The sequence below is a fragment of the Micromonospora sp. WMMA1923 genome (assembly GCF_049179195.1).
GTDB classification, from domain to species: Bacteria; Actinomycetota; Actinomycetes; order Mycobacteriales; family Micromonosporaceae; genus Micromonospora; species Micromonospora yangpuensis.
The window spans coordinates 2,811,234-2,824,671 of the sequence record NZ_JBMHLZ010000001.1; the positions used below are offsets into that span (position 1 = coordinate 2,811,234).

The window sequence follows — 13,438 nt, forward strand, 5'->3', positions numbered from 1 at the left end:
CGCTCAGCTGCGCCCGACGGTCACCAGGTTGGCCCCGGCGACCAGGTCCACCCAGATGCGGTCGGTGGCGTTGTCCCACTGCGGGCTGTCGACCACCTGCCCGGCGGCGATGCCGGCCTGCCGCTGGTCGTACACCCGGATCGTGCCGGCGCCGGAAGCGGCCCGGACCCGCGCCGGAGGGTCCCCGGCCGACCGGATCAGCAGCTCGTTCAGGCCGCCGGACATCCGCACCGACAGGGTGCCGGTGACCTGCGGCAACCGTAGGTCGACCCGGGTCGCTCCGCCGATCAGCTCCACCCCGGCCAGCCGGCCCCGGCTCAGGTCGAGCACCTGCTCGTCGACCCCGCCCACGATCTTCAACTGCCAGGTGACCCGCGAGTTCAGCACCACGTCGACGACTCCGGGGCCGGGTCGACCGGTCTGCTCGACGTACAGCCGGACCTTGTCCCCGCGCAGCTGCGGTTCCGGTCTGACACCGCCGGCCGGGGCACCGATCCGGTACAGGTCGTCACCGAGGTCGTCGGCGCGCAGCGCCAGGGTGGTGAGTCCGTCGAGGAGCTCGAAGGTGGCCGCACGCCGACCGTCCAGCGCCGCGGTCAACGCACCGTCGGGAGCCGGCTCCGCCGGCACGGCGGTCTCACCCGTGGGTGGTCGACCGTCACCGTCCCCGGAGAACGCCACCCCCAGCGGATTGGGGGCGGCGAGCGTGGCGGCCACGGCGGCGGCGCCGAGGGCGAGCACCACCACGACAGCGGCGGTCAACCACCTGGTACCTCGCGACCAGCGGCGCCGGGGCGGCGGCGAACCGTCCGCCGGCGTGCCGTCGACGTCGATCAGCAGCCCGTCGTCCGGTGGTCCGACCGGCGGCCAGGGCGACATGCCGAGACGGTGGTCGTCGGGTCCCGGCCCGACGTCGCCGACCAACGGCTCCCACGGGTCGTGCTGGTAGCCGCCGTCGACCCGGCCCAGGGCGCCGGCCACCCAACCCGGGGCGGGATCGGCCGGCACGGCGGCGGACTCGACACTGTGCGGGGCCGCGTCGGCGGGCTTGACGGCAGCCTCGTCCGGACTCGGGCCGGCGTCGACAGGGCGCGGGCCGGCGTCTGCCGGTGGCGCGCCCGCCTCGACGCGACGCGGAGCCGCCTCGGCAGGCACGGCGGCAGGTTCGACGCGACCGGGCACCGGGTCGAAGATGGACGGCGCGGTGCCGGCGGAGGCCGAGACCGACGCGGTGTCGGCGGGGGCCGACGCGGGGTCAGCCGGGGCCCAGCCCGATTCGGCGCTAGCGGACGCGGCGGCGGGGGCCGACGCGGGGTCGGCCGGAGCCCAGCCCGATGCGGCGTCGGCGGTGGTCGGCGCGTTGTCGGCTGGTGCGACGCGGACGGGGTCGTCGGCCGGCGCACGGTCGGCGCGCGTCGGACCGTTGGCCGGCCGGTGCGGTGGTGTGGGCGGAGCGCCCCCGGTCGCTACATCCGGCCAGAACTCCTCCGTGGTCGGCACGGTGGCCGGTGCGAGTCCCACGATCTCGATCGTGGGCTCGTCGGCATCCGGGACAGGTCTCGTCACCGGACGTCGGTACATCTCGTGGTCCGACACGACCTTCCCCTTTCGCGGTCCCCCGCCAGGAGATACGTGCCCGGACCGCTTTCGGATCAACCCGGCGCAGGTCACGCTGCCGGGTGTGGGGACGCCGTTGGCCGGTACCCCCGGGTGGGGGGTACCGGCCAGTCGGCGTTGAGCCTGTATCGCGGGGGTCAGCTGTTCCAGTGCTCGGCGACCAGGTCAGCGGCCTGCTTCTCCCACTGCGCGTAGTGGTCCGGGAACGCCGACACCTGCACCGTCTGCGCGGCCCTGGTCAACGACATGTCCTCCCAGCCGTCGACCTGCTTCAGGCCCTTCAGGAACGCCGTGGTCGCATACTGCGGATCGGTGATCTGCTCCACCGTCCCCCAACCACTGGACGGACGCTGCTGGAACAAGCCCTGCGAGTCATGATCGTTACGGTCACCCAGATGACCCAGGTTCTCCAACTTCGACTCCTGCAGACTGGTAGCGATCGCCACCACCGCGGCCCGCTCGTCCATCCCGGCCTTCTTCGTCGCCGCGATGATCTCCTTCGTGTTGGTCACCTGCTCGTCGTTCAACTCGATACGCGACTGACCCGACGGCTCACCATGCGGCAACAGAGCCGCCGTGTCCGGCTTCGACTCCTGCACCGCGGCCACCGGAGCCAGACCCGAGGTCACCGGGGTGGCGTCCTGATGGTTCAGCGGACCCGCCGCCAGACCACCGGCAACCGCCAGACCCGCGATACCCAACACACTCCTACGAATGATCGTGGTCATGAGAAAGCTCCAACCTGGGGGTCGACACCCACACCACAAGGGGGAAAAAACACCGGTGCGGATGCGAGCACCACGAGGCGCCCACCAACAAGAAAACAAGGGGAAATTCGCCGGCCGGGAGCAGAGAAGAACACCGCTCACCGCGCCGGGTCCAGATGCAACGACCGACCACCCGCCACCATTCCCGGAGGCCACCCGACCCGGCCCGGCCCGCAGGCCGAACCGCCGAGCTACTCGGTCGTACGCAGGGTGTAACGACCCCCGGCCCGCACCCATTCCACCCCGACCCCGCCCAGAGAACCGGACAAAACCCCCGGACGCGCCTCAACTCGCCCCCAACAAGGGACAGGCGTTCACCTCAGACCCCCCGAAGAGACAAAGCGGACATAAGGCCTGGTCGGCTGCGTTCACGGCCGCACTGTCCACGGGCCGACGAGCGACCCAATCACCCACCCGCACCCAGGCGGTAGATCTTGGACATTTACCGTTCTATTTGAACGGTAAATGTCCAAGATCTACCCGACACCCGCGATCCACGTCGGGGCACCGTACACGGGCATCCGGTACGCCCTGGAGCACACCGCGCCCGGACCCCCGCCCGCCCACGTGTAAGGAAGGGCCCCTTTTGCATCAGAAAGCGATAACAGGGGGCCCTTCCTTACCGGTAAATGGGGGTTACCAGAGTTCGTGGACGATGTCGGCTGCCTGCTGCTCCCATTGGGCGTAGGCGTACGGGTAGGCCGAGACCTGGACGGTCTGGGCGGCGGCGGTCAGCGGCAGCTCCTGCCAGCCGCCGACGTTCTTGAGTGCCTCGAAGAACGCGGTGGCGGCGTACTCGGGGTCGGTGATCTGGTCGGGCGTGCCCCAACCGGACGACGGACGCTGCTGGAACAGGCCCTGCGAGTCGTGGTCGTTGTACATGCCCAGGTGGCCGAGGTTGTAGAGCTTCGACTCCTGTAGCGAGGTGGCCACGCCGATGACCGCGCCACGCTCCCCCACGCCGGTCTGCTTGGCGGTCGCGATGATGGCCCGGGCGTTGGAGACCTGGGCGTCGTCCAGGGGGATGCGGGACTGGGCGCCCTCGACGCCGTGCGGGATCAGTTCGTCCCGGGTCGGCTTGGCCGTCTCGGTCCGGGCGCCGCCGGCCTGCCAGGCTCCGGTGGTCAGCCCGGACTCGACCGGGTCGGCCGCTCGGCTCTTACCGGTGGCCAGGTCGATGGCGGCCACCGCGCCGGCGTGCGGGGTGCTGGTGATCGGTGCGGCGACGGCGGTGGGCCCGAAGGCCAGGCCGCCGATGACGGCCACCCCGACGACGGAGAGGGTGGCCTGACGGGAGGGGGTCTTGGCGATGGCGGGGAGCCATCGGGTGAAGGGGGACTTCACGATGGTTGCCCTTTCGATCGTTACGACGCGCTGCGACGGTGAGCGCCTCTTCGGGACAGGGGCTGCCGACGCGGGTGTGCTGGTCGGCGCTTTGGGGATGCCAACCACCCCGCCGTGTCCGTCATTCCGGACATGCGGCTATCGGCGCGGGCTGTGGTCCGGGTCACGCCCGGGAATCGGACGGGCCACCCCCGACCCGTCACAACCCAACGAGCGGACCGGATGCCCGCACCGTCCCGGACCGGGAGCGGCCGGAAACGCCGAGGTGCGCCCGGCGATCGGACGCCCGCGCCGTCCCCGGCCCACGACCGACCGGGAAACGAACGAGGTGCGCCCGGCGATCGGACGCCCGCGCCGTCCCCGGCCCACGACCGACCGGGAAACGAACGGGGTGCGCCCGGCACCCGCCGGACGCACCCCGTTCTCCGACTCGGTCAGTGGCCCCGGGCCAGCCACTGCTCCAGCTGGGGTGCCTCGGCGCCGATGGTGGTGCTGTCGCCGTGCCCGGTGTGCACCACGGTCTCCGGCGGCAGGGTGAGCAGCCGGGTCCGGATCGAGGCGATGATGGTGTCGAAGTCGCTGTACGAGCGCCCGGTGGCACCCGGACCGCCGGCGAAGAGCGTGTCGCCGGTGAAGACGACCCCCAGCTCCGGCGCGTGGAAGCTGCACGCGCCCGGGCTGTGCCCCGGCGTGTGCAGCACCCGCAGGCTGGTCCCGGCCACCTCGATCGTCTCGTCGTCGACGAGTTCACCGGCGGGTGGGACGTCGGGGTGGACCATGTCCCACAGCACCCGGTCGGCGGGGTGCAGCAGCACCGGCGCGTCGACGGCCCGGGCCAGGGCCGGGGCGAACAGGACGTGGTCGTCGTGACCGTGGGTGGCCAGGACGGCCCGGACCCGCCGACCGGCAACCACCGCCAGGATCGCGTTGACGTCGTGCGGGGCGTCGAAGACGACGCACTCGGTGTCGTCGCCGAGCACCCACACGTTGTTGTCGACGTCGAAGGTCTGCCCGTCGAGGGAGAACGTGCCGGAGGTGACCGCGTGGTCGATACGGGCCGCCATCAGAACACCACCACCGAGCGCAGGACGTCACCGTGGTGCATCCGGGTGAACGCCTCCTCCACCTGGTCCAGCCCGATCTCCTCGGTGACGAACGCGTCGAGGTCGAGGCGGCCCTGCAGGTACAGCTCGGTCAACAGCGGGAAGTCCCGGCTGGGCAGGCAGTCGCCGTACCAGCTGGACTTGAGCGACCCGCCGCGGCCGAAGACGTCGAGCAGCGGCAGCTCGACGGTCATCTCCGGGGTCGGCACGCCTACCAGCACGACCGTGCCGGCGAGGTCACGGGCGTAGAAGGCCTGCTTCCAGGTCTCCGGCCGACCGACGGCGTCGATGACCACGTCGGCGCCGAAGCCACCGGTGGCCGCCTGGATCGCCGCGACCGGGTCGTCCTCGGAGGCGTTGACGGTGTGGGTGGCACCGAACCTGCGGGCCCAGTCGAGCTTGCGGGAGTCGGTGTCCACCGCGATGATCGTCGTCGCCCCGGCCAGGACCGCGCCGGCGACGGCCGCGTCACCGACGCCACCACAGCCGATCACGGCCACCGAGTCGCCCCGGGTCACCTGCCCGGTGTTCATCGCCGCGCCGAGCCCGGCCATCACCCCGCAGCCGAGCAGGCCGACCGCCGCCGGTCGGGCCGCCGGCGCCACCTTGGTGCACTGGCCGGCGTGCACCAGCGTCTTCTCGGCGAAGGCGCCGATGCCCAGGGCCGGGGTCAGCTCGGTGCCGTCGGTGAGGGTCATCTTCCGGGTGGCATTGTGGGTGGCGAAGCAGTACCAGGGGCGGCCGCGCCGGCAGGCCCGGCAGGTGCCGCAGACGGCCCGCCAGTTCAGCACCACGAAGTCGCCCGGCGCCACGTCGGTGACGCCCTCGCCCACCTGCTCCACGGTCCCGGCGGCCTCGTGGCCGAGCAGGAACGGGTAGTCGTCGTTGATGCCGCCCTCGCGGTAGTGCAGGTCGGTGTGGCAGACCCCGCAGGACTGCACCCGCACCACCGCCTCACCCGGCCCCGGATCGGGTACCACGATCGTGGTGACCTCGACCGGAGCACCCTTGCTCCGCGACACGACTCCCCGGACCTGCTGACTCACGTTGCCTCCCTGTTCCGGTTCCCAGGGCGAACCTACCGCCGATCACCCCGGCCGGCTCACCGACCGGCCTGGGTCACCCGGCGGCGAGCTGCCGCCGGGTGACCCTGCGGTACCGCAGCACCTGCACCACACCGAGCGCCCAGAGCAGGTACTGCACGGCGAAGGCCCACCGGAAGGACGACAGCGCCGGGTTCGCCGCACCGGCGGGGGTGGTCAGGTCGAGCACGAAGCCGATCGCCAGGATCAGGACGATCGAGGCGACGAAGCCACCGACGTTGACGATGCCGGTGGCGCTGCCGAGGCGGTGCGCCGGGTTGAAGGTCCGGGCGTAGTCGAAGCCGATCGCCGAGCCGGGGCCGCTGACCGCCAGCACCACCACCAGCACGACCAGCAGCCACCCCGGTGCCCGACCGGGCCAGGCGAGCACCACCGTCCACATCAGGGCGGTGCCGCCGACCAGGGCCAGGACCAGCGACGAGCGGTGGTACGGGTGCCGCGCGCAGAGCTGCGCGATGACCGGCGCGAGCAGCAGCCCGACGACGGTCATGACGGTCAGCGTCGCGGCGGCGGTGGTGGGGGCGAACCCCTGCCCCTGTACGAGGAAGGGGTAGCCCCAGAGCAGCGCGAAGACCGTGCCGGGGAACTGGACGACGAAGTGCGTCCAGAGGCCGAGCCGGGTCCCCGGCTGCGCCCAGGCGTCGGCCAGTCGCTGGCGGACGACGGCCAACCCGGGCGGCGCGACGGTGGCGGTCTCCCGGTGCGGGGTGTCCCGGACCGCGACGGCCACCATCATCGTGACGCTCGCGCCCACCGCGGCGGCGATCAGGAACGCGGTGCTCCAACCGGTGGCGTGCAGCAGCGTCACCAACGGCACCGCGCCGAGAATCGCACCGAACTGACCGAGGGTCACGGTCAACTGCACCATCATCGGGTTGCGCCGGCCGGGAAACCAGGAGGCCACCAGCCGCAGCACGCTGATGAACGTCATCGCGTCACCGAAGCCGACCAGGACCCGTCCGGTCACCGCCAGCGGCACGTCCGTGGCGAGGGCGAAGCAGAGCTGGCCGGCGACCAGCAGGGCACCGCCGACGAGCAGCAGCCGGCGGGAGCCGTACCGGTCGAGCAGTACCCCGACCGGTACCTGCATCACGGCGTACACCGCGAGTTGGGCGACGGAGAAGGTGGCCAGCGCGGAGGCGTTGATGCCGAACCGGTCGGTGGCGTCCACCCCGGTCACCGCCAGCGAGCTGCGGTGGAACACCGCCGCCGCGTACGCGCTGAGGGCCACCGCCCAGACCATCCCGGCCCGGGCAGGGGCCGCCTCGACGGCGCGGATCCGGTCGAGCACGGTGGCAGGCATGATCTCCATCATCACCGCCGGCTCCCGGCCGGTCACCGCGCCCCGGTCGGGCGTGGTCCGGGACACGTGGGGCGGGCGGTAAGGCGGAGCCGATCGGACCATATTCCGGACACCGGGCCCGCCAGCCGGCGCGACAGTGGCGCACTGGGCAGAATCGACGTATGTCTCCTCACCGGTGGCTGCTCGCCGACCAACTCGGGCCGCACTTCCTCGACGACCCCGGTCAGCCGGTGCTGCTCGTCGAGGCACGGGAGGTGTTCCGCCGTCGGCCGATGCACCGGCAGAAGGCGCACCTGATCCTCTCCGCGTTGCGCCACCGGGCCGCCGAGCTGGGTGACCGGGCGGTCCTGCTGCGCACCGGCACCTTCCGGGAGGCGCTCGGGCAGCTCGGCGGGGCGGTCGAGGTGTGCCATCCGCACTCCCGGGCCGCCCTGGCGTTCGCCCGGTCGGTCGACGGACTGACGGTCCTGCCGCCGCGTGGCTTCATGACCAGCCAGGCGGACTTCGCCGCCTGGGCCGACCGCAGCCGGCGGGCGCCGCTGCGGATGTGGGACTTCTACCGGGAGAACAAGCGTCGGTACGGGGTGTTGACCGAGCCGGCGGGTGGTGCGCGGGCCCGTACCCCGGATCGCCGTGACCCGCTCGACGTGCCCCCGCCGCCGGCGGTCGAGGAGGACGACATCGACGCACAGGTGCGTCGTGACCTCGACCGGTGGGCCGCCGAGGGGGTCCGGTTCGTGGGCCGGGACTCCCCCCGCCGCTATCCGGTCACCCATGCCGAGGCCGAGGCCCGGCTGACGCACTTCCTGCGGCACCGGCTGGCCGAGTACGGCCGGTTCGGTGCGGTGATGAGCGCCCACGACCCGACCCTGGCGCACAGTGTGCTCTCCTCCTCGTTCAACCTGGGGCTGCTCGATCCGGAGCCGGCGGTACGCCGAGCCGAACAGGCCTGGCGCGACGGGTGGGCCCCACGCTCGGCGGTCGAGCCGTTCATCCAGCAGCTGCTCGGTTGGCGCGAGTTCCTCTGGCAGCTGTACTGGTACGTGGAGCCGTCGTTCCGGGGTGGCCGGTGGCTGCCCGCCACCGAGCCGCTGCCGGACTGGTTCCGCGACCTCGACGCCGACGCCGTGGAGGCCCGGTGCCTGGGCGACGTGCTCGCCGGGGTACGGGACCGGGGCTGGGCCCACCACGCCCAGCGGTTGCTGGTGTTGGGCAACTACGGGCTGCAGCGGGGTTGGCGGCCGGCGGAGCTGGTCGAGTGGTTCCGGCAGTCGTTCGTCGACGGCACCGACTGGGTGATGAACGCGACGGTAATCGGCATGAGCCACTACGCCGACCTGGGTCGCGTCGACACCCGGCCGTACGCGGTCGACGGGGCGTACATCGACGAGATCAGCGACTACTGTGCCGGCTGCCGGTACGTTCCGGAACGCGCCCTCGGCGACCTGGCCTGCCCGTACACCGGGGGTTTCGAGAGTTTCCTGCACCGCAACGGGGCCCGACTGGCCGACGATCCGCGGTTGACCGCGGAGCTGGCGGCCCGGGACGATCCCGAGCACCGGGAGGCGGTGCTGGCCCAGGAGGAGAAGCGCGGCGACAACCCGCCGTGACGTCGGCGGGCGGCGACACCGGACCCGACGGACGGCCCGGCGGCGTGGGTCAACCCGGCGGGGTGGCCGGATCCGGTGCCGGTGCGCGGGTCGGGGCGGACCGGGCGGCGGCCCGGCGGGCCAGGGCGTGGGTGAGCAGGCGCTGACCGACGTCCAGGAACCGGCCGTAGGACACCGGCGCGACCCGGCCCAGCAGGTCGGGCAGCTTCGCCGACCAGCCGATGAGCACCCGTGGTCGGCGGCGACGCACCCCGGTCAGGATGATCTCGGCGGCGCGGGCCGGGTCGATGGTGAGCAGTCCCTCGAAGCGGCGCAGGTCGGCGGCGAAGTCCTCGGCGGGCACCCCGCTGCCCATCCGGGCGTTGCGCGCGATCGAGGTCCGGATGCCGCCGGGGTGCACCGAGGTGACCCCGACGCCGTCAGCCCGCAGTTCGTGCCGCAGCGCCTCGGTGAAGCCCCGGACGGCGAACTTGCTGGCCGCGTAGGCGGTCTGCCCGGCCGGGGCGATCAGGCCGAAGAGGCTGGAGACGCAGACCAGGTGGGCGCCCGGCTCGGCCTTGAGCGCCGGCAGCAGGACGTGGGTCAGCTGCACCACCGACCGGAAGTTGACGTCCATCACCCAGCCGAACTCGTCCAGGCTGATCTGGTCGAACCGGCCGCCCAGGGCCACGCCGGCGTTGTTCACCAGCAGCCGGATCCGCGGGTGCCGGTCCCGGATCTGCTCGGCGACCTCGGCGGTGCGGGTCGCGTCGGCGAGGTCGACGACGTGGCCGGTGACCTGCTGGTCGGGGTACCGGGTCCGGAGTGCGGTCAGCACCGTGGCCAGCCGCTGGGCGTCGCGGTCCAGCAGCACCAGGTCGCTGCCGCGGCGGGCCAGACCGTGGGCCAACGCCTCGCCGATGCCGCTGGCGGCACCGGTGACCACGGCGGTGCCGCCGGTGAAGTCGAAGGTACGCATCGGTCTCCTCGCTGCGGGCGCTGTCGGGGTGACCGGACCGGAGAACCGGACGCCCTCGTCGTCGAGTCGACCGTGCCGCATCAGCAGCAGGTCGCGGGGGTAGTTCTGGTGCAGCCGCCAGGGGGTGCGGGCACCCTGGCGGGGCAGCTGGTCGACGCTGCGCAGCACGTACCCGGAGCGCAGGTCGATAAGCGGCACCCGGTCGCCGTCGGGTGGCGGCAGCGGCGTGACGACCCGCTGGCCGGTGCGGTCGAGGTGGCGCAGCAGGCGGCAGACGTACCCGGCGACCAGGTCCGCCTTGAGGGTCCAGGAGGCGTTGGTGTAGCCGATGGTCAGCGCGAAGTTGGGCACCCCGGAGAGCATCATGCCCTTGTACGCGACCGTCGTGGCCAGGTCGACGTCGGTGCCGTCGACGGCCAGGGTCAGGCCGCCCAGGGCGAGCAGGTTCAGCCCGGTGGCGGTGACCACCACGTCGGCGGACAGTTGCGCGCCGGAGGCCAGGCGGATGCCGGTTTCGGTGAGGGTGTCGATCCGGTCGGTCACCACCGAGGCGCGGCCGGCGCCGATCGCGGTGAACAGGTCACCGTCGGGGACCACGCAGAGCCGCTGGTCCCAGGGGTCGTAACGGGGCGCGAAGTGCCTGTCGACGGGGTAGCCGGCGGGTAGCTGACGGCGGACGGCCCGGCGCAGCAGCCGCCGGGCCACTCCGGGGGCGCGTCGGCTGAGCTGGAAGCTGACCGTGGAGAACAGCACGTTCCTGCCCCGGACCAGCCGGTGGCCGACGCGTGCGGGCAGCCAGCGCCGCAGCGTGTCGGCGAGGGCGTCCCGCGAGGGCAGGGCGACCACGTAGCCGGGTGAGCGCTGCAGCATGGTGACGTGGGCGGCCCGCTCGGCCAACGCCGGGACCAGGGTCACCGCCGTGGCACCGCTGCCGACCACCACCACCCGCCGGCCGGTGTGGTCGAGGTCGGCCGGCCAGTGCTGCGGGTGGACCAGCCGTCCGGTGTACCGGTCGAGGCCGGGCAGCGTCGGGGTGTAGCCGGCGTCGTACCGGTAGTAGCCGGTGCAGGTGAAGAGGAACGAGCAGGTGAGCACCACCGGCTCGGCGGTGTCGCCCCGCTCGGCGTGCACCGTCCAGCGGGCGGTGGCGCTGTCGAACTCGGCGCGTACCACCCGGTGCCGGAAGCGGATGTGCCGCTCGACGTCGTACTCCCGGGCGGTGTCGCGGACGTAGTCGCGGATGGCGTCGCCGTCGGCGATGGCCCGCGGGTCGGTCCAGGGGCGGAACGCGTACCCGAGGGTGTGCATGTCGGAGTCCGAGCGCACCCCGGGGTAGCGGAACAGGTCCCAGGTGCCGCCGATGGCGTCGCGCGCCTCCAGCACCGCCCAGGTCTTGTCCGGGCAGTCGCGTCTCAGGTGGCAGGCGGCACCGATGCCGGAGAGGCCGGCGCCGACGATCAGCACGTCGACGTGGTCGCTGGCCATGGCTGTTCTCCCGGTGCCGAGGGGCGGTCCGGTGCGGACCGTATCCAGCGCGGTGACGACGCGTCAACGCGGGCGGGTCGGTCGGGTTACCGGCGTGAGGTTGCAGACGACTTCCGGACATCGACGATCGCCGGCGTGTGCCACCCTGGTGACCGACGGTGCCGACCTGGGGAGGTGGCGGCCATGTTGCAGCTGTGCGAGCTCGTCGCCGTGCCCGACACCGGCCCGCTGAGCCTGGACGTGGCCGCCGGTGAGATCGCCGCCGTGACCGCGCCCGGCTGGGCGGGCACCGCGCTGGCCCGGGTGGTGACCGGCCTGGCCGCGCCGTGTGCCGGCCGGATCCGGGTCGGCGACCGGGACGTCACCGACCTGCCGCCGGCCCGCCGGCAGATCGGGTACGTCCCCGCCGGTGGCGCCCTGTTGCCGCAGCTCACCGTGCGCCGCAACATCGAGTACGGCCAACGCCGGCGGGAGCGGGTGCACGCGGTGGCCGACGACTGGGTGCGTACCGTCGTCGAGCGGCTGGAGCTCTCCCCGACGTTGGACCTGCGACCACACCTGCTCTCCGACGCCCAGCGGTTCCGGGTCGCCCTGGCCCGCGCGGCGGCCTGCCTGCCGGAGGTGCTGGTCATCGACCTGCCCACCGGCGACGACGGCATCGGACGCCTCACCGACGTGCTGCCCCGGCTCGCCCCGCCGGGAGCGGCCGGCAGTGCCGTGCTGGTCTGCTCCGGCGACCCGAGCGTGCTCGCCGGGATCGGCCGCCTGGTCTCGGTCGGACCGGTCGACCGGCCCGGGGTGACCGGCCGGTGAACCGGGCCGGGCCGGTGCGCCGCCGCACGCTGCTGCGCGCCGCCACGGCGGCCTCGGTCCCGACCGCCGTCGGGCTCACCGGCTGCCGGGGCGGGGCCCGGCCGGTCCGGGTGGCCGTGGTGTGGAGCGCCGACGAGCTGGCCCGGTTCCAGTCGGTGCTGGCCGACTACACCACCGCCACCGGGCTGCCGACCCAGGTGACCAGCGCCGGCGACGACATCGACGCGTTTCTCAATGCCCGCTATCTCGCCGGCACCAGCCCGGACGTGGCGATCCTGCCCCGCCCGGGCCTGGTCACCGAGTACGCCCGGCGCGGCTGGCTGGCCGAGGTGACCCCGGACGTCGGGTACCGGGCCCCGCGCGGGCTGACCGATCTGCTCTCCCCCGACGGCCGGCGCTACGGGGTCTGGGTGAAGGCGGCCCACAAGTCGCTGTTCTGGCACTACCCGTCGGTGCTGGCCAGCGAACCCCCGACCACCTGGGACGCGTTGGTCGCCCGCAGCCGGCAACTGGGGACGCTGGCCAGGTCGGGCGCGGGTCCCGCGCCGTTGGCCGTCGGCGCCGCCGACGGTTGGGTGCTCACCGACTGGTTCGAGAACGTCCTGGCCGACGTGACCGCCCCCCGGGAGTACGACGCCCTGGCCCGGGGCGAGGCCGACTGGGCAGGCAAGCCGGTACGGGACGCGCTGGACCGGCTCGCCGAGATCTGGAGCATCCCCGGTGCCTTCCCCGGCGGCGGACGGCGGGCCCTGCTCACCCAGTTCCAGGAGTCGGTGATCGAGGTGGTGCACCGACGCCGCGCGGTGCTGGTCTACGGCGCGGACTTCGCCGGCGGCGTGGCGCAGCGGTTCCGCCGCGGCACCGAGGAGCCAGCGACGTTCCGGTTCCCCGGCGCCTGGGCCCTCGCCGCGCCGTTGCTGGTCGGCGGGGACGTCGCCGTCGCTTTCACCGGCTCCGGCCCCGGGGCCGACCTGGTGCGCTGGTTCACCCGACGGTCGTCGTTCCAGCGCTGGCGCAGTGCCGGCGGCTACCTGTCCCCGGACGTCAACGTGCCGACCCAGGACTACCCCGACCAGAAGACGCAGCTGCTCGCCGAGCAGCTGCGGACGGCGACCAGCCCGCGCTTCGACCTGTCCGACCAGCTGCCGGGCCCGTTCACCGGTTCCGACAGCGTCGGCATCTGGCGGATCATGCAGGACTTCTTCGCCGACGTCACCACCGGGATCCGCGCCGACGAGGCGATCCGCCGGGCCACCGGCCAGCTCGCCGTGGCGGCCCGCGCGACGGGGCCAGCGCGGTGACACCCGGCAGGCCAGCCGCGCCGGGGACCCGTCC

10 protein-coding genes and 1 pseudogene are annotated in these 13,438 nt (G+C 73.2%); 3 read left to right on the forward strand and 8 right to left on the reverse strand.

Annotated elements, in window-relative coordinates; all coding sequences use genetic code 11:
- Positions 1 to 3: 3 nt before the first annotated feature.
- The 6 genes from ACN28G_RS12705 to ACN28G_RS12730 form a co-directional block, all read right to left on the reverse strand.
- Complete coding sequence (locus ACN28G_RS12705) at positions 4 to 1,566, reverse strand: hypothetical protein (protein ID WP_421479181.1); 1,563 nt, start codon at positions 1,564 to 1,566, stop codon at positions 4 to 6.
- A 188-nt stretch (positions 1,567 to 1,754) separates the two neighbouring features.
- The gene (locus tag ACN28G_RS12710) at positions 1,755 to 2,345 is read right to left on the reverse strand and encodes a hypothetical protein (protein WP_091439060.1); all 591 of its coding nucleotides are present in this window, start codon (positions 2,343 to 2,345) and stop codon (positions 1,755 to 1,757) included.
- 675 nt (positions 2,346 to 3,020) lie between these two features.
- Positions 3,021 to 3,728, reverse strand: coding sequence for a hypothetical protein (locus ACN28G_RS12715; RefSeq protein WP_091439064.1), 708 nt, complete (start codon positions 3,726 to 3,728; stop codon positions 3,021 to 3,023).
- A 434-nt stretch (positions 3,729 to 4,162) separates the two neighbouring features.
- The gene (locus ACN28G_RS12720; RefSeq protein WP_091439067.1) at positions 4,163 to 4,792 is read right to left on the reverse strand and encodes an MBL fold metallo-hydrolase; all 630 of its coding nucleotides are present in this window, start codon (positions 4,790 to 4,792) and stop codon (positions 4,163 to 4,165) included.
- Positions 4,792 to 5,877: an S-(hydroxymethyl)mycothiol dehydrogenase gene (locus ACN28G_RS12725; protein ID WP_091439071.1), complete on the reverse strand. Its 1,086-nt coding sequence runs from the start codon at positions 5,875 to 5,877 to the stop codon at positions 4,792 to 4,794. Before ACN28G_RS12725 ends, ACN28G_RS12720 begins: the two co-directional genes overlap by 1 nt.
- 73 nt (positions 5,878 to 5,950) lie before the next feature.
- Positions 5,951 to 7,303 carry an MFS transporter gene (locus tag ACN28G_RS12730; RefSeq protein ID WP_421479182.1) on the reverse strand — a complete coding sequence of 451 codons (1,353 nt, stop codon included), beginning with the start codon at positions 7,301 to 7,303 and terminating at the stop codon, positions 5,951 to 5,953.
- A 95-nt stretch (positions 7,304 to 7,398) separates the two neighbouring features.
- On the opposite strand from ACN28G_RS12730, the gene ACN28G_RS12735 reads away from it, so the two are divergent.
- On the forward strand, positions 7,399 to 8,847 hold the full coding sequence (locus ACN28G_RS12735; protein WP_421479183.1) for a cryptochrome/photolyase family protein: 1,449 nt from the start codon (positions 7,399 to 7,401) through the stop codon (positions 8,845 to 8,847).
- 49 nt (positions 8,848 to 8,896) lie between these two features.
- On the opposite strand, the gene ACN28G_RS12740 is transcribed toward ACN28G_RS12735, so the two are convergent.
- A complete protein-coding gene (locus ACN28G_RS12740; RefSeq protein ID WP_175440779.1) occupies positions 8,897 to 9,805 on the reverse strand; it encodes an SDR family NAD(P)-dependent oxidoreductase in 909 nt (302 codons plus the stop codon).
- A 6-nt stretch (positions 9,806 to 9,811) separates the two neighbouring features.
- Positions 9,812 to 11,290: pseudogene (locus ACN28G_RS12745) on the reverse strand (flavin-containing monooxygenase); the annotation flags it as partial.
- 183 nt (positions 11,291 to 11,473) lie between these two features.
- Here ACN28G_RS12745 and ACN28G_RS12750 point away from each other — a divergent pair.
- Positions 11,474 to 12,103 (forward strand): ATP-binding cassette domain-containing protein, encoded by a 630-nt coding sequence (locus tag ACN28G_RS12750; protein ID WP_175440566.1) that lies wholly within the window; start codon positions 11,474 to 11,476, stop codon positions 12,101 to 12,103.
- Complete coding sequence (locus ACN28G_RS12755; RefSeq protein ID WP_421479184.1) at positions 12,100 to 13,404, forward strand: extracellular solute-binding protein; 1,305 nt, start codon at positions 12,100 to 12,102, stop codon at positions 13,402 to 13,404. The genes ACN28G_RS12750 and ACN28G_RS12755 overlap by 4 nt, the downstream gene beginning before the upstream one ends.
- Positions 13,405 to 13,438: the final 34 nt, after the last annotated feature.